16 protein-coding genes are annotated in these 21,948 nt (G+C 39.3%); 8 read left to right on the forward strand and 8 right to left on the reverse strand.

Features of this window, described 5'->3' with window-relative positions; genetic code table 11:
* Positions 1-6 precede the first annotated feature (6 nt).
* Positions 7-2,676 (reverse strand): phosphoenolpyruvate synthase, encoded by a 2,670-nt coding sequence (gene ppsA, locus AACU25_RS36090; protein ID WP_321206607.1) that lies wholly within the window; start codon positions 2,674-2,676, stop codon positions 7-9.
* A gap of 52 nt (positions 2,677-2,728) precedes the next feature.
* Positions 2,729-3,301: a dihydrofolate reductase family protein gene (locus AACU25_RS36095; RefSeq protein ID WP_096585369.1), complete on the reverse strand. Its 573-nt coding sequence runs from the start codon at positions 3,299-3,301 to the stop codon at positions 2,729-2,731.
* Between the two features lie 421 nt (positions 3,302-3,722).
* Between AACU25_RS36095 and AACU25_RS36100 the strand changes: the two genes are divergently transcribed.
* The gene (locus tag AACU25_RS36100) at positions 3,723-4,064 is read left to right on the forward strand and encodes a hypothetical protein (RefSeq protein WP_096585371.1); all 342 of its coding nucleotides are present in this window, start codon (positions 3,723-3,725) and stop codon (positions 4,062-4,064) included.
* A 57-nt stretch (positions 4,065-4,121) separates the two neighbouring features.
* Positions 4,122-4,616: a hypothetical protein gene (locus AACU25_RS36105; RefSeq protein ID WP_321206606.1), complete on the forward strand. Its 495-nt coding sequence runs from the start codon at positions 4,122-4,124 to the stop codon at positions 4,614-4,616.
* Positions 4,617-4,708: 92 nt separating this feature from the next.
* Here the strand turns inward: AACU25_RS36105 and AACU25_RS36110 are convergent, their stop codons facing one another.
* Together AACU25_RS36110 and AACU25_RS36115 are read right to left on the reverse strand one after the other, a co-directional pair.
* Positions 4,709-5,953 (reverse strand): ParM/StbA family protein, encoded by a 1,245-nt coding sequence (locus AACU25_RS36110; protein WP_096585374.1) that lies wholly within the window; start codon positions 5,951-5,953, stop codon positions 4,709-4,711.
* An 865-nt stretch (positions 5,954-6,818) separates the two neighbouring features.
* Complete coding sequence (locus AACU25_RS36115) at positions 6,819-7,385, reverse strand: hypothetical protein (RefSeq protein ID WP_096585376.1); 567 nt, start codon at positions 7,383-7,385, stop codon at positions 6,819-6,821.
* Positions 7,386-7,902: 517 nt separating this feature from the next.
* Here AACU25_RS36115 and AACU25_RS36120 point away from each other — a divergent pair.
* The gene (locus AACU25_RS36120) at positions 7,903-8,259 is read left to right on the forward strand and encodes a plasmid mobilization protein (RefSeq protein ID WP_096585378.1); all 357 of its coding nucleotides are present in this window, start codon (positions 7,903-7,905) and stop codon (positions 8,257-8,259) included.
* 42 nt (positions 8,260-8,301) lie between these two features.
* On the forward strand, positions 8,302-9,807 hold the full coding sequence (locus AACU25_RS36125; protein WP_321206605.1) for a relaxase/mobilization nuclease domain-containing protein: 1,506 nt from the start codon (positions 8,302-8,304) through the stop codon (positions 9,805-9,807).
* A 263-nt stretch (positions 9,808-10,070) separates the two neighbouring features.
* Here the strand turns inward: AACU25_RS36125 and AACU25_RS36130 are convergent, their stop codons facing one another.
* Positions 10,071-10,325 (reverse strand): hypothetical protein, encoded by a 255-nt coding sequence (locus AACU25_RS36130; protein WP_096585381.1) that lies wholly within the window; start codon positions 10,323-10,325, stop codon positions 10,071-10,073.
* A gap of 5 nt (positions 10,326-10,330) precedes the next feature.
* Entirely contained in the window at positions 10,331-10,669 is a 339-nt protein-coding gene (locus tag AACU25_RS36135; RefSeq protein WP_096585383.1) for a hypothetical protein, read from the reverse strand.
* A 282-nt stretch (positions 10,670-10,951) separates the two neighbouring features.
* Here AACU25_RS36135 and AACU25_RS36140 point away from each other — a divergent pair, with 282 nt between their 5' ends.
* On the forward strand, positions 10,952-11,281 hold the full coding sequence (locus AACU25_RS36140) for a hypothetical protein (protein ID WP_190445658.1): 330 nt from the start codon (positions 10,952-10,954) through the stop codon (positions 11,279-11,281).
* A 287-nt stretch (positions 11,282-11,568) separates the two neighbouring features.
* Here AACU25_RS36140 and AACU25_RS36145 read toward each other — a convergent pair whose 3' ends face one another.
* Both AACU25_RS36145 and AACU25_RS36150 read right to left on the reverse strand, forming a co-directional pair.
* Positions 11,569-11,931 (reverse strand): hypothetical protein, encoded by a 363-nt coding sequence (locus AACU25_RS36145; RefSeq protein ID WP_096585390.1) that lies wholly within the window; start codon positions 11,929-11,931, stop codon positions 11,569-11,571.
* A 28-nt stretch (positions 11,932-11,959) separates the two neighbouring features.
* Positions 11,960-12,154, reverse strand: coding sequence for a hypothetical protein (locus tag AACU25_RS36150; protein WP_041457400.1), 195 nt, complete (start codon positions 12,152-12,154; stop codon positions 11,960-11,962).
* 60 nt (positions 12,155-12,214) lie between these two features.
* Here AACU25_RS36150 and AACU25_RS36155 point away from each other — a divergent pair, with 60 nt between their 5' ends.
* The 3 genes from AACU25_RS36155 (at position 12,215) to AACU25_RS36165 (ending at position 21,948) form a co-directional block, all read left to right on the forward strand.
* Complete coding sequence (locus AACU25_RS36155; protein WP_096585392.1) at positions 12,215-12,892, forward strand: hypothetical protein; 678 nt, start codon at positions 12,215-12,217, stop codon at positions 12,890-12,892.
* A 171-nt stretch (positions 12,893-13,063) separates the two neighbouring features.
* Positions 13,064-13,420 carry a hypothetical protein gene (locus AACU25_RS36160; RefSeq protein WP_096585395.1) on the forward strand — a complete coding sequence of 119 codons (357 nt, stop codon included), beginning with the start codon at positions 13,064-13,066 and terminating at the stop codon, positions 13,418-13,420.
* 782 nt (positions 13,421-14,202) lie between these two features.
* On the forward strand, positions 14,203-21,948 hold the full coding sequence (locus tag AACU25_RS36165) for a hypothetical protein (RefSeq protein WP_096585399.1): 7,746 nt from the start codon (positions 14,203-14,205) through the stop codon (positions 21,946-21,948).

The following is a 21,948-nucleotide window of genomic DNA, read 5'->3' on the forward strand; positions in this document are numbered from 1 at the left end:
AGTATATTAACTGAGGATTTCTACATAGCCATCCGTTCCATTAACCCGAATTCTCTGTCCGTCATCGATCAGTTTGGTAGCATTATCCACTCCAACAACTGCACTTATGCCATATTCACGTGCGATAACTGCTCCATGTGTCATTAGACCACCAACTTCGGTAACTAGGCCTTTTATGGATACAAACAATGGTGTCCAGCTAGGGTCAGTAAAGGAGGTGACTAATATATCTCCATCTTCTAGATCGGCATCTTCCATGTTTAAGATGACACGCGCTCGTCCCTCTATAACTCCGGAGGAAACAGGTAGACCTACAATAGCTTCGGCTGGAAGATTTGAGCGTTTGTATCGACCTGCAATGATTTCACCATCAGACGTAATAACACGTGGGGGAGTTAGTTTTTCATATAATTTGTACTCATCTTTTCGTTTGCCGATCATCCGGTAATCAATTTTATTTGTGCCTACGACTTCGCGAAGTTCTTCAAAAGTGAGATAGTATATATCTTCTTTTTCATGAATAACGCCCGCTTGTAAGAGTTGTTCGGCTTCTTTGAGTAAAGCTTTCTTATAAACAAAGTAGCGATTAATCATGCCGTATTTTGGATATTCACGATAACCGATGAAATTCCGGATTAAGCCGATCATTCGTTTTGTCTGTTCGGACTTTTGTTCACCATCCGGTAATTGCTGCAATCGCTCTAATAACTCTTGTTCTTTTTTCAAAGCTGACTGTCGCCCTTGCTCAAATTTGCGATCGCCTGCACCAGGCTCAAAGTTTTTGATATGACTGAGAATCATGGGGACAAGTGTAGTTGGTTTTTCACTCCAACGAGGTCTTGTAATATCGATTTCTCCGGCACATCGCATTCCGTATTTGCTGAGATAAGCATAGATAGCGTCTTGGGTTTCCTTTCCGCCATTAAACTTAACCAATTCATCCAAAAAGCTATCATCTTTTACTTGTTGTAAATAATCAATTACTTCAGGATAAGGACGAATCACATCTGCGACATCCAATAGTTCCAGACCCATTTCGGAAGTAATATTGTTGGGTACAGATTGAGAAAGCGTGTCTGCTACGTTTTTTTCATCTAACCACTCCTGCATTTTTTCATTGATCCACGATGAAGCATTCATAGCAGTCATAATCACGCCAAAACTTTGTGGATCGGATAAACTCTTCTTTAATTTCTGGATATCTTCTTGAATAAAATCAATCAGATCCGCTCCTGATTTCGTCTGGATGTTCTGTTTTAAATCTTCTATCGATGTTTGACTACGCCCAATCAAATCAGAAACGATCGCCGGATCGTATTCGGTCAGCGTTTGAAAATCCAAAGACGATGCACCCTTATTGCTGTTACCGGAACTTTGTTCTTGCTTGTCATCTGGTAACAATTTTATGAAATCTCCCCGATCTAGTATGGTCATAAGTGCGTCCCTTATAAGCGGATCGGATTTTCCCAAAACATCTACCAGAATTGTTCTTCTCACAGGTGAAGCTAAATCATGGGTGATATCAACAAACAAACGTCCACCCGCTTTATACATGGGTCGAGCAGCTGTTAACTGGAATAAAGACAATCCCAATGGTTTGATGGGGTCGGTCATCATTTGTTGATGACTAACAGATACATAAACATGATTTTCCTGATCATTTGCTTCAGGAATGGGATATAAAGTCGTGATGGGGCGACTCTGGACAAGATAAAATGTCTCATCAACCAAACACCATTCGATGTCCTGGGGGCAGCCGAAATGTTCTTCAATCTTTCTACCGATGCGCTCAAGCTGCAAAATCTGCTCATCTGTCAGTGCTTGCCTATTCTGCCGTTCAGTCTCAATCTCCTGTTCTGTCGTCCCGCCATCTTTTAAGGCGTAAATAGCCAGTTTCTTAGTAGATATCTTCTTATCGATCACCTTGCCGTTGCACACTTTATAGATATCAGCATTCACCAGACCTCTGACCATAGCTTCACCAAGTCCGAAGCCCGCATCAATGGATAACACCTTCCTATTAGAAGTGACGGGATCGGCAGTAAATAAAATTCCTGCCACCTGCGGAAAGACCATTTTCTGAACAACCACAGACAGGTAGACTTTACGGTGGTCGAAGCCGTTTTGGAGGCGGTAAATTACTGCTCTCTCAGTAAATAGCGATGCCCAGCACTTGCTGATATGCTGATAGATTGCCTCCTTTCCGATAATGTTCAAATACGTATCCTGCTGACCTGCAAAAGAGGCTGTCGGTAAATCCTCAGCAGTTGCGCTAGATCGTACTGCATAGGCATTTTTTTCTCCAAGCCTGGAGAGAAGGCGGGTGATCTCTTCATTAATGTCTTGAGGAATGGTTATCCCTTCGATGAAAGAGCGAATCTCACCGCTAAGTTCACTGATTTTATGCCGGTCTTCCACCTTCAGAAGCGATAACTGATCGAGTAATTCGTTAATCGACGACGTTTCCCCAATTATTCTTTTAAAAGCTTCACTAGAAATACAAAAGCCATCTGGTACGAGTATTCCTTCAATCTTGGTAAGTTCCCCCAGGTTCGCGCCTTTACCACCAACGACCTTGAGTTTTGTTTTGTCAATATCTTGAAAACAAAGGACAAATGAACTCATCAGTTTTCCTCCTTTGGCAATTGATACTACGGTTGCAATCAGCCGCGGCAAACAGCCTTTGCATTACAATCAGGAGCTTCAAAAGTCCGCTACATTGCAATTGTTAGGCGGCTCCACTCACACCGCCTTTGTGTACTTCATAGCGCAACTCAGCCATGCCAGCACCCATCTGATGAACAGACACTAGGCGCAGAACTGGGCTTAGTACTCTGCGAGGGAATAGCGGCTTACCCTTGCCGAGGGTGGCCGAGCCAACCTGGATGATCAGCTCATCCAGTAAACCAGCATCGTAGAACTGACCAGCCAAATCTCCGCCTCCAACTATCCAGATGTTTTTAGTGCCAGCAGCAGCTCGCATTTGGGTGTGGACGTGCTGCACATCTCCATTGACGAATCGGATGTTCGCACCTTCGATTATTGTCAGCTTGCGACTAGAAAATATCCAGGCTGGCTGAGTGTATGGCCACGCAAAGCCAGTCTCAGTAGCTACCTTTTGGGCGTTGCGTACCATCCACTCGTAAGTTGCTGATCCCATTGCCAACGCACCCACATCTGAAATGAACTCTGGATAGCTGGAGTCATTCAGGTCGCCAAGCGGAAACAGCCAATCTAGTGAGTCATTCTCAGTCGCAATGAAGCCATCAAGACTTGTCGCTGTAAAGTACTGAGTTTTCATTTTTGTATGCAACTCCTAAATATGACTTCAAGTGCATAACGGTGTCCATCACCTGCCGCAGATCGCCTTTGTATCATAACCGATCGCTCTCGGCGGTCGGTGTGCATGGGCGTTGTTATACGGCGTTCACGTTGGCGTAGCCTCTCGTAGAGAAGTGTGCCGTACCCCTGCGGGGAAGCAAGCTACGCGGAGCGTCTTTGACAGGAGAAGGTATCGCTCACTAGCTGCCGCTACCGCGATAGTGACACAACAGGGCTATTTGAAAATTTTTGAAAACAGGATAGTAGCGGAGGCGTTAGCATTCATTTCCAATTTAAGATTGTTATTTTTTACACGGACTTACGTCCAAATAAAGAAGAGAAAGCACTATAGCTAACGCTCAAATCCTTAAAAAGGAACTCTCACATAGGAGATAAAAATTATGGCTACTAGAACCAAAAAAGTTAGTTTAATTGATGACAACGCAATGGGTATTTACAAAATTGCTGACTACAACGAGCGTAAGTTTAAAGCAGTCTACTACGGGCTACAAGAAACCTGGGGTAAAACTATTCAAGCGCAGTCACAGACTAACTGGAATAAAACACAATGGGATACTTTTAAAGCCAGATTTATTGCTACATTCGGCTCAGTCGAAAACCCCAAATATAGTGTACAAGAAATGGTTGACTATTCCATTAAGCACTTCAACAAAGGCTTAGAAGAATTACTCGAAGTCAACAAACGTACTTGGCTACAACGCGAACGTTTATTAGCAAAATAATCACAAATCATCTGATTTTACAGAAAATCTCGCTCATACAGAGTGGGATTTATTTTTTTGACTAATGCTGACGCAGCTAAAAGCGAAACACTCATCAAGGAAACAACTATGGCTGCTAATAAATCTACTAAAGCTCAAGCTGCTACAGTCGATGATTCAACAATGGAGCAATTCAAGATTGAATCATTCGACGTGCGTAAATACAACACAATTTTCTATTCAATTCGTGACCTTTACGGACGCGAATCACAACGGCAACTGGGGTCTGACAATTTCGATTGGAAAGCTTTTAAGCTTCAGTTTGAAATTTGTTTTGGTCGTCCTGAAGATTGTCGTTACACCACAGAACAATTATTGAATTTCGCCAAATACAAATTCAACATGAGTTTGGAAGACTTGTTAGCTTATAACCGTAAATCATGGGAACTCCGCAAAAGACGAGAACAACAATATGCAGACATGGAGCAAATTAACTCTGTAATTCAGCACACTCCAGAAATTACCAATTCTCACGTTGATTGCTCCCAAATGCTAGAGCAACAGCCATACTAAAATCTCAAAGAATCAGTTAGAAAGTACTGTTTTATGCAGCACTTCACTCTAGCTGATTCTTTTTTTACTACATTTATTTTTGCCTGAACCTATCAAACATTTTCGTTTACAGCAATAAAGGTACTAGGCCGCTCACAAGGCGTAAAGTTATACCTACGTTTGACTTCTTCACCTGTATTATTTGTATTACCTTCAACAGATTTATTTAACGGTACAACCTCAGAGCGTATATAACCAGTTAACTTATCAAACTGAATAATCATGTGCTGGTGAAAAGCCCAAACATCCGCCATCCGATTGCCCATACCAGAAGATATTTCATCAGGTATAAAAATATTAGCGTGCCAGGATACTTTCATCCCCTCTTTCTGGAAGTAAGCATCTATTTCTGGACGAATGTAATCCGCAGTTCCTCCGCAAAATACTAGTTCTTCAATATCCTCATCCATCTTTGAGCGCAACCACCTGGTGATCGCACGCCAATATTCGTCTCTAGCAAGTAATAAAGCTTTGGACATCGACTCTCCATCAAGTTGAATCTCATCACCTTTGCGCTTGCGTGAGAGTTTTTGCATCACCTGGGGGTCACAACTGGCTCCAGCTTCTATCAGTACCTCAATAATATTGGAATTATCAGGGCTCAGTCCCGATGTTTTGGAAATCAAATTATTTACTAACCAAGACATACCAAAATTGCTGGTTATTCCTGCACCAATCGAACCACTCCGAAAGGTGAAAATACTCGTGTTGCGATAACCAAGCATTACGTACATCGAAACAGGTACACGATCGCCAAGCGTTCGCCTACGGTGGAAAAATATTCCACTACCTTCAGAAGCTGCATCATAACGAAGCATTTTCACCCGCATCTTACCTGCTGGTGTATCAAATCCCCGAAACGTATCCTTCAACCGAATTTGTAACTGTTCCTTATCTTGCACTTCACCCGGCGGCAGCAGGACACTCAAGTAAGCTGCAACATCATTACCCAGGTTCAACTTCTCCTTAGCCAGCCAAAATGCTCCGCAAATTTTGGGAATTGCTAGTTCATACTTTAACTCCCTCAGTTGCGATATACCCCCAAACCGACGACGAGCAAGTTCTCCCAAGGCGAAATACTCATCGCCTATCCCTACCCAAGCACGAGATTCAGGACTACCTTCAGGTTGGACGCTTTCAACTGAGGCTTTAGCAACATCCGCTATTTCTGAGTCTAAAAGTAAAACAACAGGCTTTCCTTCTGGATACTCCTGAACGATAGCCTTGGTTTTACTTGCACCCATGTCAATCGTAATTACTATCTTTTTTACGTCTGTTTTCTCCTTAATTTTAGGCATATATATTGATGTTTTATTAACTTTTCCTATTGTTACTAATTTACCTGAAATAGGAATGATGCTGTAGTGCAAAACATTTTCTTTACAGGGGTTAACAGGTTTTTTACATACAAAGTAAGTAGAGAAAAAACCATTACAATCATTTTCTTCTATAAAACTAATACCAAACCAAAACTGTAGATTCTAAGTAGACTAATGTATTAAAAATTTCTTCAACACACGCTGGTTAAATTACGTCCTGTATCATGAACAAATTACCCCAATCACACCCTAATTCTGTATCAACTAAAAGTTGAATTACAAAATAATATTTGTCTTTGGCTTGTGAAATAAACAATGTAATTGTGATTATTGCACCCAGTATTACCTCAATCATCCCCACATTTACCTCACTAAAAGCACCACAATTGGGCAGTCTTGTACAATAACAAGGTATGTTCAATGGGGTTTATTACAAATTTGCTTTGCTGCAAAATTGTTGATTGCAACTTTTACAAATGAAATATTATGAAGGCAATTGCACCTCCGGAGTTAGAATGCGATCGCCTCTCTAGTTCGGTCAAATACTGTTAATGCACTCGATCACAAGCTTTGACCAAGTGTATGGCGAAATGGTTTAATCGAAACTTTGAATAATGTAGGTGCTTGGGCAAAAACTTCTTCTCAATGTGCTTTGTACCTTTTTACAAAGCACTTCTTAGCAACAGTGCCTAACGCGATGCCTGCGGCAGGCGTAGCCATCGTACTCTGAAAAATACTGCCCATAATGACAAACAGGACAAAGGAGGGAATTACGTAAGTATCACAAGCGAAGGCAAAGAATACGCTTTTCTCTAACACCTAACAGCCATTCCTGATAATCCCTTTACTCCAGACGAAATCCTGCATCAACTTCTATTTCTGCCTTAGCAATCGGGTCATCCTCATCATCATTAAAGAACCCATCATCTTCAGAATCTTCTTCCAAAACATTTGACCCTACTGATTCTGCCGTAACAGGTAGCGAGTCAGGACTTGGCTCAGTGGAATCAAAAAAAGAAACCGAAGGGGGAACCAAATTAGTTGAAACAGGAGTTACTGTTCCAATTGTTGGTTGTAAGCCAATCACACCCTGCGAGAAAATTCCACTATGAGGATTAACAAGAACTACCTGGGGCAACCCCTCCATCCCAAACGTCCGTTTCATCTTAATTATCTGGGCTTCAAGTTGCGCGATCGCATCATGGAGGGCCAATTGCAATTCCATACCAGATACTCCCGCAGCCGATAGTGCAAAAGGTAGGTAATACGCCCGCAACGCCTCACATACTAACTCGGTTTGCCCTCGCTTCTTCGACTGGAGATAGTTAATTACTATCCCATCCTCAGTATCCTTATTCCGCATGATTCGCGCTAACTCAACAGAATCAGCAGGCTTACTCGCTCTTGCCATACCCTTACTTCTATATAATCTGCAAACCAAGCTTTTCAGTAAGCTATTTGTTAATACTCTTACTTTAACCACACTGTAGGAGAACTTACCCCCGTATTTACTCCTAACTACCCCAATTCACACACTAATTACCCCAATCAATTAAAAATTAGGTCTAATTCTTCAATTAAAAATATGTTGTTAACTGATAAATCAACTCTCACAATTCCCATGATTGAGGTATTCTGAGGGCAAATTGACCCAACTATTTCAGCATTACTTTAAACATCAATTGTCTTGGAACAAAACTCTACACCCCTCTCTGTATATGAGCTTACATCAGTACTGATCCACAATAAACCATTGCTGTTGTCGCACAATCCAGAACTAAAACAAGGTATGTTCAATGGGGTTATTTTATCCTTATATTATTCGCAATAAATTTAGATTAATTGACAATATATTCAATACAATCGTTTATCATGTAGTTCTAATAAACACTACTTCCGTTTTATATTGACTTTTTGATGACTAAGGTATGGTAAATGACCCCGTAAAGCGAACTAAATCCATCAAGGTATACCTCTTTGAGGAAGAGAAAACTACCATTGAGGAAAAAGCGATCGCCACAGGGGTAACTGCATCTGAGTATTTACGTTCCTGTGGATTAAGGCGGGTACTAACGGCAAAACCGTCTGCCGACTTGATAACTATCCGCGCTACTGCTGGAAACCTTAAAAGCGAACTGATGATGTTATCTCACTTAGCGGAAGAAACAAACAACCAGCAAATTTTAGATACTGTTAATAAGGCGATCGCACTTGTAGATCAGACCATCGCAGCTGCATTTAACATAGACGTTCCAGATAAATCACCCTCAAGCCAAGATAAATAAGGCATTGTAGGTTCTATAGCCCTCACTTTCAACTGTCTCAATTTGATTCCTGTCATCTACAAAAAACCCAATTTTATCGACACGCTCAAGTATGTCTTGGGGAAAGATGATGCTGCGATTGTCGATACTAATATGATGGGAACAAAGCCAGACGAATTTAACCAGCAGTTTCTCACCATCAAGTACACCAACAAAGCAGTTAAACGGCAGTGTGCTCACCTCATCATCTCAATCGCACACCGCCCGAACTACCACGAGCATTTATCCAACAGTCAGTACAGTTATGTAGCAAGAGAATATCTCAAGGATATGGGATACTTGCCCAAAGAAGAATCATCTGTAGCAGCTACCAGTCAGTTTGTTGCAGTACGCCACCACGATCGCAACCACGAACACCTGCATATAATCGCCTCCCGGATTCGGTTAGATGGCAGCTTAGTTAATGATTCCTATGATTATTTCAACTCCCAAGTCTCAACTAGACGCATCGCGGCGAAATTAGGATTAGAAGTGACTCCAACAACAAATGAAGCTGTTGCCTCTAGGTTAGAGAAAGAGTACGGCATTATTACACTTACCAGCCCCAACCGATCAAAAAGCATTAGAGCAGTTAACAGTAAACACAAAACTCCAACCAGTAAGGAAATTATTCGCCAAGCAATAGGAGAAGCCATTAAGGACAGTCCCACCGTCTCTACGTTCATTGAACGCTTGGAAGAAAACAGCATTGGAGTATTGCCTAAGATGCAGGGGGAAGAACTACTAGGCTTTACCTACATTCATAATGATGTCAAAATTGCAGGTTATCAAGTATACAAACCTTATAGCTGGAACAAACTGCGGTCTGAATATGGAATCATGTACGACCCAGATAAAGATATAGAAGTAATTCAACAAGCTAAAGCCAGAGCAGTTAACCACATAAATAGCAAAATATTAAGTAATAATAATTACCTACATAGTGATAAATTTGCTAGCAGCAGTGCAAGTGATAGCAATGGTGATACCGATAGTAACTCCAAAACACTTGTTAGTACATATACACTAAACAGTAATTATCCAAGTGAGATTTCGATAATACAACCAAAATTAGAATATAACCCCACTTCGGAAGCAAATAAGACCAAGAAAAAAGTTCAGCCGCATCCAAAGAAACAGCACCCACAACAGGATATTTCAGAAGAAAACGGTCTCACTGCTAAACAATTCCTGGAAGAGCAATCTTCTCCTGTTCCTCCTTCTCTTAACCTTCTGCCTTCTACTCTCAAACATTTGCCTTCTATAATCACTGACTATATGCTTGTTACCAATAACTTCCGTATCAAAGGACGGGAGTTGAGTGCCAGCTTAGATAGCAATACTCTGAGTGTTTACCGTCATGGGGATAATACTCCTGTGATGCAAACCTGCTACAGTCAGAGAACCTGGTACGAAGAAATACCAACTCGACTAACCACAAACGAAATTGAGCAGATTGAAAGTTTGCGTTTCTTTACCCAACAAGCGTTAATAGATAAACCGCGATCGCAAAGAGGTATTGAGCAGTAGTAAATCTGTAGATAGAGAGAATTTAATCTACTTAGAATTAGGGGTAGGACTGGCTAAGACACTGTTGGCGAAGTTGTCACCAAGTGCAAACTAAACAGTTTAGGTTTTAAAAATTTCGTCTAGCAATCCAGGTTCTTTGTCAAGCTGGATGTAAATTTGGGGGCAGCTATTTGTGGATTTGTAGGGCATAAAAAATTGTTTTGTCTATTGGTGTCTAACCATCAAAAGTACAATTTTTTGCATTTATATTTATTAGAGGTAAATTAAACCGTAAAATGTAGAAATTCGCTAACTTCAAGGCGGGTGCGTTCAACAGACAAGCTATCTGGGTTGATTCCGTGAAACTCTAGATTCTTTTTCTCATAAGTTTTTAGCCTACCTACTGTGCTTTCGGCTAATTCCTTAGTTTTAAATAAGCAAGCTTCTTCTATTTCAAAAGTCCATTCAGTATTTGATACGTAATAGTAATTTAAATCTAGAAAATGGCCAAATACTACCCAGACATCTTTTTTAGGCATAACTTTTATTTTTTTTGTCTATTTTCGATTTTATTTTTTTCATAATTGTAAGTAAATTCAGGTATTTTACTAGAGGATTCAATAAAATAATTCAAGTAAATTTTAACAATTTTAATATCTTCCTCTAGTCGATTTTTAGTAGATTTTATTCGGGATAGGGCAATGTACAAATAAGTATCGATTGAATCTTTATCAGTTCCTTCTGCAAATTCTTCTTTTAAATCTTCTAAATTTTCAATTGAAAAATCTAAGTGGCTAATATGACTGCCAAAATCATCTAAATAGCAAGAAACCCTAGCTACAGCTTCTTTAATATCAGATGCTATTGTTTCATCTATGCACATAATCAAAAGTTAGATTTTGTTCCAAAATTAGTTAGCTAATTCTATAATTTTACTTTCTTGTGACATAACTCTTGTTTTTGTCATAAATGTTGAAAGTAATATAACAATTTTACATTGTTTTGCATTTTTGCAGTTCTGCAATGTCTGTTAAAATATAATTCTGACAACATAACTCTCACAATAAAGACAGTTGCCTAAGCGATAGATTACCCTTACGTCGCGTACGAAGACTGAGGTGACAAACTGTACACAATACACATAAGTTTGTCCGATAATTATCTTATGACACAAAATTTTAGAAATTATATGGATATACTCGATGAGCTTTATATATTAGATGAAAATAAACAACCTATTAAGCCCGAAAGTCTTGAGCAATGGTCTGATTGGCGGAAAAATGAGAACAATATACAAGTAGCTTTAGATACTTTTTCGTGGGGAAGAGTATCTACCATCTTTTTAGGGAAGGATTATTCTAATTTCCCTAATCAAGAACCACAGCTTTTTGAAACTATGATTTTTGGAGGCGAATACAGTGGTAAATTCTGGAGATATTCAACTTGGGAACAAGCAGTTGCCGGACATCAAGAAGTTTGTATGATAGCTATTTGAGCCTGTTGGTGAGAAAAATTTAAGCTTATAAGAATAATCCTAAACTAAAAAAATACAATTGTAAAATTGGTGGCAAGTCAGCAATATTTTTCTCTTAATATAGTAAGAATTCAGCACTCATAAGCCAAGAGCCACAATACAGAATTACCTTAATATAATTAATAGTTTTATTTGTCAACTTACACTTATTTTTTCTAACTATTTTGACGAATATATTCTGACATAATTTCTAATCTTATTTTTAGAGAAAAGTAATTTTATTCATTTTATTCGCTCGATTGCCAACTTCAACCAATTCGTTCAGCTTTTGATACAGGAGGTTCTAAAAAATCGAATCCGCTTTCAACAAGCCACTGTTTAGAAATAGCATCAGGACGATTAACAATAAAGCTGCAAGCGTCATCTAATTCTTCAAACACTCTGTTACAAATAGTTGGGTGCTGATAATCTCCTACTCCCACCACCCAAACCTGTTGATCGTAATTAGACAAGTAAATCCTGACTACGTTTTCTGGATAACAATGCCAATTTTTGGGATCGGAAACTACAGATATTGTATCTGTGGGGAAGGGAAGCTCACGATTAATTCTTCCGTCAGGAAACTCAGCACTGTACTTGGCTATATATTCTTGGGTTTTTAGTTTAACCATATTTATTAGCTAAGACACTCAAATGTTTTTACAAATCACAGCGCAACAGCTTAATCTTGAAATACCCTCGTTTAAGTTTCTCACTTCCCCTGACTTCATAAAATTTATCTGGTTTTTGGACAATTTCAACCAGTCCCTGCGCTTCCATCTTCTCAAACAACGATTGCCAAGACGCAATATCTTGCTCAGGCGCAAAAATTCTAACATCGTTTATCTCGCCCATAAGCCTCTTTGTTCTAGCTATATAAAATTATAAAAGTAACTAGAACAAAAACGATAACCCATGCCTAAGAAAAAATGTGGACTTGGATTTGACTGTGCCAGTATGATGCTGCACCCAGGCATAGACCCTGGCGACTGCTTAAATTACAAAACTTGTGGGAGTACGGTTGAACTAACCCCTGATGAAGAACTCGAACTTGTTCGTATCCGGGAAGAACAAATGCGCCAGTATCAAGAACAAATTCGCCTGACTCGTCGTTCTGCTGCCATTATGATGCTGATGAGGCGCGGTTGCCCACAGTCACCAGAATCGTTAGGTATTGTCTCCGCCGTCGAGGCGATCGCCACCACATTAGATAATATTCGTACTGGACTTACTAACTTGGACGGACAGTACATCGCACCACCTAGTTGCGAACTCCACATCTACAATGTTAAACGCCCCAGTGGTACGTACTCATACTATAAACTAACCGCCGAAAACGCAATATTTGCACCTTCAGAGAAAGAACAACAAGTACGGGTAATTCACCTCAGCCATCATAATGATGCGCGGTATATAGAAGCACAACTTGGTATCGAACGGCGAAACAAGTTAACCCAGGTGCGAACACTGCTTCAGAACGCAAGCGCATTGCTTGAGGAAGCAACACGTCTACTCGAACAAACTACAGATATGAACAGTCCAAATGCTACAGTTGAAGTTTTCAACATCGATGAAATTATATCCATCGACTAATAAAACCAGCAAAATGGGAAAATTTACTTCATTACTGCCACAAAATATAAATCCTGAAATACAGGATTATGTGTAAAGCTGCTTTATCTACCAGTGCGACGTGACGATTACAATCAAATCGCTCTGATAGGTATGCCAACAGGCTAAAAACTGACTAGGGAGAAGTGAAAAATGACTATAAGTTTTAGAGAATGGCTCAAACAATTTAAAAATCAAGATATACCTTTTGGTGATTTATGGAGTGATACCACATCGACTAAAAGAGGAAGATTTCAAGATAATATTTCAGATTCTTGGCAGGGTAGCACTATAGAAAGCTTGATAGAGTTTATGGTTAAAAATGAAGCATCATATAAATCTTATAGTGTTCTTAATGAAGCTAATGAGGCGTATCATAATTATTTGGGTTTAGAACCTATAGAAACATCTAAATTGGAAGAATTAGAGAACCAATTTAAAGCTAAATATTACGCAGAACGTCTACAGCACTATACAAGATTATGTCTTTTATATAAAAATCCTACTTGAATCTTGCTCAATATACTGAGAAGTCAAGCTTTTAGGCAGTTTTATTTTTGTTCTAGTTACTTTAAATAAAAATAATAGCTAGAACAAAGGACACACTCAAAATTGAATAACGACAGGAGAGTGTACATTTAAAATAAACGCCTGAAATTTAAAATAAAGTCCTAAAGTAACTGGCACATTCACACCTTACCCTCTAATAGGGTAAAGCCCAAAAATGGGCGGTGTATAGGGGTTTTCTTCTGTATGACAGTTTAAGACTTTATTATTTCCATCTGCGATCGCTTGGAGAGTCCACCTCTCAAACTTCACGACTTTATTATTTCCTACACCCAACCATAAGTACGATACTTCAAGCCTTTCATCTGATGAAACTTTAAGACTTTATTTTAAATGTACAGAGACTAAAAAAATTTGGGAGGCATAAAATTATCAAGGTGCTACCACACGAATTTAGCTTTCCGTCTCAAACTGCAAACATAACCACAATGGTAAACATGAAGAATGTTACTACTGATTTAGGGTTAAGCAAGAAGTAATCAATAAGTCAGTATATTTTTTGGCATACTTAAATTATGGCATTAGGTTCAATAAGGCTTTATTAGGAATAAACTAAGTAATGTTTCTATAAATAAGTATTTTTAAATACCAACATTTTGTTAGTTGATATTAGAAATTTGTTGAATAGATTACTCATAAAGAGAAAGTAAAATTAAACTCTACGGGTATTTTAGTGCCAAAAAGTGAAAATTTATCTTTAATTTTATAAGTTTAATTGTTCATATATGACAATTCAAGCTAAACATTTTGACACTAGATTAAATCAATGGATTCATACAGATGGTAATACACATAATCCAGATTCGCTGTTAAAGGAAGGACTTAATAATACCCTAATAGAATATTTCTTTCCTGGGGTAAACTTTTCGTTCGGGCATATGGACGAAAAGTCTACTGTGGAACAATTAACTAATCATCCTGAAGGTCATAAATTATTATTATCATCAAAAACTCGGTTATTATATGGCCCCGAAGAATGCCTAGATACAATTAGACAATTATGCCCTGATAACAAAGATAGAGGTGCTTACGGGTCTATCTTTCTTGGTTCATGTAGAAATGCTGTCAATAAAGAGTTAAACATCCTAATAGTTGATGATAATAATGGTGAAAATGGCGGCATTATCAGTAATGACCAAGCATATCGCCTAACAGGAGACTGTTATGGACAAATATCAAAAGATCTATATCACGAATTAACCAAGCATCAAAAAGGTGATAAATATCGAGTAATTCAGCACCGCTTTGGTTGGACTGATCGAGACGGAGATGATAACAAATACCGCTTTGGTAAAGGTACACTACGCCCTGCTAACCTTGAGCAAATCCTTAATTATCAAGACCCTAATAACTCAACTAAAATTGACTTAATTCTTCCCTTATCTGCGTTCAAGGGAACTGATAAAGATAATCCTAATGGCCCGACTAAGCCTCAAATTCAACCTGGATTGTACAGGCAAAGTATCTGGCTAGGTGAAAAATCACAATCTGAACTCGGCAAGACAGCTATATCGCAGTTACTCGCTTCATTCCCTAACGGACTGAAAGACTTTACTGAAAAATTAGAACTTGAAGCCAAAAAGCTTAAAGAAGCACAGGATGATCCTCGGCAACTTGCACAACTTTACTGCGAAAAGTACGAGAAACGGAAAGCCTTTCTTGAAGAACAAGCAACCACCCTAGAAGAACAAGCAGCAGAAGATCCAACAGTAGCAGAAGAATTAGAGACTTTGCGCGATCGCATTGCTACTGACTCGTTTATTTACAAACTCATCAAAGCTGACCTGCAAGGAGAGGGGCAACTTCTCGAAACTGAGAAAGTACAGCGCGAACTCGCCCGGTTCGTCCAAAACGAGTGGAAAGAAATCGCCATCGGCAAGACGCTCACATTTGAGCGAGCAATGGTCATTCCCTCCAAAGACTTGCAAAATGGGGAAATTTCCATACCGCATTATCAAGATGACGAAGAAGTTCTCAACTTCCGCTCCCCTTTCCTCAACTCAAATGGTCTGTGCGTCTCAACTAACAAAATTGTAGAAGATATCCTTGGGCCTGATGGTCAACCTCTCGTTGGTGCGATCGCTGTCTCGGACGAAACAAGCGATCGCATTTACAACCGTCTTAATGAGCAAATTAAATCTATCCTGCCAGAAGCTCAAGGAAAAAATCTTCGATTAGAAGGTATTGAAAATTACTTAGACCAAAATATTAGTAAGCTGGAAACTCAAGATAAAATCGAGTTTACTAACAAATTTAATCAGTATATTTTAGAACTAAAATCAGCTGGTTATGAATTAGAAATTCTTCCTCAAGAGTCCGAACAAGAGCGTCAAGCACGCGATTACGATGGTGATTGTATCGGCTTCGAGCGGGCAAGCAAGTATCCCAACCTAACCATCGAAGCAAAAGAGCGCAACCTTCCTGAAAACGCCTACGCTCCAACTGTCAAACTTAAAAAACAATCTTTTTACCAAAAAGATGGCAGTCAGCCAGAATTTGAGGAAATCGCCATCCACATGAGCGATGGCATTAGTGTGGGTGTTATCAACAATCACCTTACCGCAATTGAGGCGTTAGAGTCAGAAATTACGATTCTGAAAAGCTTTGGTAGCGAGAAAGACCAAATTGAATACGTACAGCAGGTAGCCAAACACTACGAAGATTTATTCAAAACAGAAGCCTGGGCAAAATCCAAGGGTATTGAAGGGAAGGAAATTCCAAGCAAGTATCGCAGTTACATGGAAGAGTTCATCAAAACTGTTGGGCAAGAACCCACCAATACACTAGTGGCGATGAACATTAATACCCAAATGTACCGTGAAATGATTGCCGAGGCAGCATTTCAAAATCAAATTGCAGTTGACCTTTTCAAAAGTGCCAAAAAACCTGAAATTGAAATTATTCGCAGCAATAGTCGGATTCTTCACCGTGAAGTCAACTATATTAAGGATAAGAAGAAAGATGTTTATATTGACAATATAATTCAACCGACGGGATACTCACCTGTTGAGTTGCTAATTGCTCAAACCAATCAGTATTTTGAAAAAGCTCGCCTAGAATCGCGTGAAATCGTTCAATTTCAAGCTTTATTTAAAGGGGTTGAATTTTCTCACGAACAGCGATTAAGAGCTACCCTCATCAAAAAAGAATTCGACAAATCATTCAACCGAGCAAGTGAGCTATCTAAACAAAAAGAAACTGAAAAAGGGCCGTCTGCAAATATTACCCTTGCTAATGGTAATCAAGTAAGTGTAACTAATCTTCTACAGTATGATAATGAATTTATCTGGAAAGCTAATACAATTACGATAAAACTATCAGAAATATCTGAAGATAAGCGCAATAATAACCGTCCACATAAATATTTAGTTTATGCTCAAATTAACGATGAAACTGAGAATGGTAAACCCAAGTTTAGAAAATTAGGAACACTGGCGAGGGAGCAAGAAAATAAACTCGAAGAGATAGGAATTACTCTTGGACAAGAAATAAAATCTAACAAAATATCATTCCAGCCTGAACTAAGCGAAGGTCAAATTAAACTTCTTTACCAAAGAGCTTACCAGATAGCCGAGGGCTTTTATAATTCGATTCCAGACGACCAAAAGCTGGCAATGGCAGCTGCCACCTGGGCGGTATCAACTACTCGTGAGAATAGTAATGATAAAAGTAGTGATCGCCAAAATAAAGTTTCTAATTTCGCCTTTGCTGCCTTTCCTCAAGAGATTATCAGTCAGTTAGATACACTCAAGTTTACCGAGTTTAGTATCACTGGATTTGACCGGAATAGTGAGTTTTTTAATAAAAATCAACCTCAGAGTATTCGATTTAATCTAGCTGAAGATGGAAAAAGTGTAATTGAAATCCAGAATCAAGAGGGTAGTTACAAAACATTTGGAAATATTGAACAAAGTAATGCCCGGCTACCAATTGGTACTATTGCTATTGGCAGTGTTGAAAAAGGTGAAGTATACACCACCTCTGTTACAACCAAAGTACCCGGATTACCAGAACTCACTTTCAAAGTAGGCGAAGTTAATAAGTTTGGAAATTCCCAAAGGTTTAATAATGAACCTGTAATGTTAACAATCGAAAAGGTTGACCTGATTCGGGAAGACTATACTATTTATCTTCAAAATGGTAATAAACCTGAAAAACTAGGCAATCTTGATAAAGAATCAATCAAAGAAGGTATTGCTCAAGGCTGGCTAGCAGAAAAGCCTGGCAATGGGCAAAAGTTACATCTTAAAATTCAAACCATTATCACTGGACAAAATGCCTATGCTATAGCAGAAACATCTCAGAGAAATCTGTTACGAATTAATATTACGAATCCAATATACAAGAAACAGGAAATTAACAACCAAGCATTTCAAGAAACTTTAGTCAGGGCATTTGATAAAAAGCACGTTTATATTGCTAAAATTGGCGACCAATCGCTCGGTATTATTGGTCAGCATAATGAACGTCTCGAAGCTGATTTAAATAAAGGGAATGTACAAAAACAGTGGCAAAGGAAAGAAACTAGCACTGTACAAAAATTAATTGATACGGGTATTATTCGCCCAAACCAACAACGAACCACTATCCCTGTACAGATTACCAGTAATGAAAGTACGTGTAAAATAACTATTGATCCAGAAACAGTACAGTATCCTGACAAATGGGTTAAACGCAGCCAGCTTATAAGTAATGAAAAGACTGTCATAACCGAGCAGCAGGAAAAACGCAACCAAATACTCGGTAAAATTAACGAACGCCCTACAATCATGTTTCAAGATAAAGAACAAAAATTAGTCGGGCTTTTAGGATTAGCAGTTGATGAAAATATAACCGAAAAAACCAAAAAGTATCTCGAAAAAATAGGAGTATCATACGAACAGCTTCCTATATCACAAGCTCGGTTAGAAGCCAAAAAAGGAATGACTGTATTCGTACTTGATGAAACTACTATCAGTAGCGAATTAAGACAAACCTTTATTAACCGTGCTGGTGGTCATATCAAAAGTGCAGACACACCGTCACAACCGACTCCAATCATTCCCCAACAAACTGTATATTTTTATAATCCAAATCAACAATATACTTCCCCCGATGGAACGCAGACAGAAACTAAAGAAGCTTTTGGATTAGTAGTTCCTGCACAAGACGCAATCTTTGTAGCCACTTGGTTAGAATCAAAATCTACTGAAAACGATTATTTTATTGAGAGTAACACAGCTACATTTATTTTTAATAAAAATGAAATTAGTGAGGAAATTAAGAAAGAATTTAATAGTTTACTTGGAGAACCTATTAATATTGGTGAAGTTGATGGTTTTGACCGCTACGAACAGCTTATTACAGAGTTAAATGAAAAAGTTACAACTGAAGGTAGTCTTTTAAAATTAAACCATATTCCAGAAAATAGTGATTACCAAAAAGCTCTAAAAGCACTTCCTAACCGTCCAAGAGAACTCAATCAAGAAGATTCTCCAGTACCAATTGTTCCTGCTAAAGCTTTATCTGAAAAGAATACAACTAATATTCAATTAAATACTAACGCCACAGTTGCAGGAATTTCACAAGTCTATCAAAACGCGGTTGAGATACAAGTAGTAAAGAATACACAATTAGAAGCTAAGAATCAACCAATATTACTACCCAACTCCCGTCAAGCCGATCCAACTAAAGCTATCGAAATATTGGGTAAGGTAAGCGAGGAAAAAGTAGAACAATTGCGATCGCATCTTGAAACCCACCTCAAACCCATACTTGAAAATGACAAATCTAACTATGCACCACTGAGACAAGTCGCATGGGTCGGTGCAAAATGGGATTTGAAGGATAAAGATTTCAAGCCAGGGGTACAGGACGACAAGCTAATGGAACTTGTCAAACAAGTATATCCCGACGCTGATATTGTGCTGGTAACTTATTCCGAGAACCCCGGCGCTGGCATTAACTACCACCGCGATGACTCCTACGCCGCGACGGAGGCCCGCAGCATCAATATCGGAAATTCTGACTGGGGCTATCGCGCTGCTAAGGAACGAATGGCATGGACTAGGGAAGAGAATCAGGACGCACCATACCAAGAGTTTAAACTTGAGTCAGGTACAGTAACCCGCTTTAACTGCAAGAACGAACACGCTGCACTGAATACTGAGGCTGGCAGATGGTCTATCAACATCTGGTCAATTAAAAATGATCTGGGCAGAGAAAACAGCGTTCGCCAAAAATTTGAGAACTTCCTCACCTCAAACCAACCTCCGCGTGCGGTAGTCCAAAGCAACAACGACCTCACCATCAAAGCTAACGAGTGGACACCAGGGGGAGAAATTAAAGTAGAGCGCAGTTATACCAGCCTCAGAGAAGTCACCCAAAACATACCCTCAAACTCTTCAAACCAACCAACTGTCGAAGAAATTATCGCCATTGGCAATTCTACTGCGGCACGCGCTGCTAATCCTCAGATTCCAGACAACCCGACTATATCTGGCAAACCAGTACCAATGGTTTATTCGCTGCATCTGCACGGTGAAGCTGTCACAGTACCAGTTAACACAACCATCGATGCTATGCGCGGACACGGTAGGATACACACTACCAGAGGTGTAGACTACCAAAAAACTTATGGTATCAATGAGGGAGATATTGCGATCGCCCAAGGTAAAAACGGCGAGCAAGTTGCTTTTCGGGTAGGTAAGCAATATAAAATTACCACCCAAATGATTCAAGACCCAAGTTACCAGCAAGCCTGGGCGAGATGGGAGAAGCATTCACCAAAAGAACTTACCCAAACTCAAGCGAGTAAAAGTCAGGTATATGGCTTATTCATAGAGCCACTAGGAGATTATGTCAATGGCAAAATTATTCCGTTCCCAACCATCCAAAAACAAGCTGCAACTCCAGTAAATATCAGCCCAGACTCTAAAGATGGGCTGGGACTAGCACTCAGCCTTGCCACTGCACTTGCCAAAGAACAAGGCAAGCTGCAAAACGATTACCAAGTTTCAGTCAATAATAATCCAGAAGCCCCCGCCGGGCAGTATGGATTAGAAACCCATGTCCAAAAACCTCAAGGGGTAGCATACGCATCCGCTGAACACGCATTTAATCACCAAAAGCAGTTGCATCCATCAGTTGATGAATACCAGCTAATGGTAGAAGTGCTTCAAGCTAAACTCGAACAACATCCCCGGCTAACTGAGGCGATCGCCAAACGTGGGGGAATCAATTGGTTAGAGAATTGTACAAGCATTACTAATGCCCAGGATCAACAGTGGCAGGGTAAGGGTAAAGAATCCGCATTTATTCAAGCTCTTAGCGAAGCGTATATATATGTAGTTGCAAAAATACAACAAACTACAGTACAAACCCAGCACGACAAGTCCCAACAGACTGCTCTGCGGCCCACAAATCCACTCTCCCAACTCGAACCTATAAACGCCGCCGTCGCTGAACACATGAAAAAAGACATTGCGATGGCCCAATTAGCTACCCAGTTTATCGGTAAATCAGCTGCACCTCCCGGTACACCTTCAAGCACACGAAATTACGAGCAAGCATGGGGGGAACGCGCCAACACAGGAAATTATTCAAAAGAAGACATCATTATGGTGTCCGGATCTGGCCCGTGGCGTGGAGTAACAAGCGAGCAAATTGCCCAAACATTTGAAAATCACTATAAACCCTTACTTGATAAGGCAATAGCAGCAAAAAGCTCTTTTATAGTTGGAAGCGCACAAGGAACTGACCAATTAGTTAAAAATTATCTCCAAGAAAAAGGGTACAAAGTAGAACAAACTTCCCAAGGATATGCTGTATTTAATCCTGTAGAATACACCAAAGTTAGTAGCGATATTATTTCTACCAATACACAAGTATCAGATAACTCATTAATTGCTAAAAACAAGAGTATTTCTTCATCACAACAAAGCCAACAACCAAATATTGACCAAGCACTCGCATCACTTGCTCAACCTAAAATGCAGCAGGTTGGAGCGATGGATAGCATTATCGAGCGGATGAAAGCTAATACAGTGCAAAATCTCCAAGACTGGTATATGGCGGCTGAAAAACTCGGTAAATCAGACACATATCTCAATAGAATTCAAGAGGTAACTAATTTATACATTCAAGAAAATATTAGTCTTGAGAATACTTTTAAGGCAATGGAACAAGACATTAAAGAATTAGAAAAAGTTAATGAGATGACCAGTCTTGCTCAACGTGTAGTTAAGACAATTGGGCAAGAAGATATTAATGGCATTATGACAGTCCAAACAGAGAAATATCAGATTGCCACTCAAACTCAAAACCAAACTTATCTAGTTAAAGATAAAAAAGATAATATCTTGTTATATGTTAAACAAGGAAAAACTCAAGTAAGTAACATTAGTGATGAAACATTACAAGATTTTCAAGTTATGAGCGATCGCATCAATAATGCACTCAAAGATGTCAAAAAATATTTAGTAGAGAGGTAA

It is taken from the genome of Tolypothrix tenuis PCC 7101 (genome assembly GCF_963874875.1).
GTDB lineage: Bacteria > Cyanobacteriota > Cyanobacteriia > Cyanobacteriales > Nostocaceae > Aulosira > Aulosira tenue.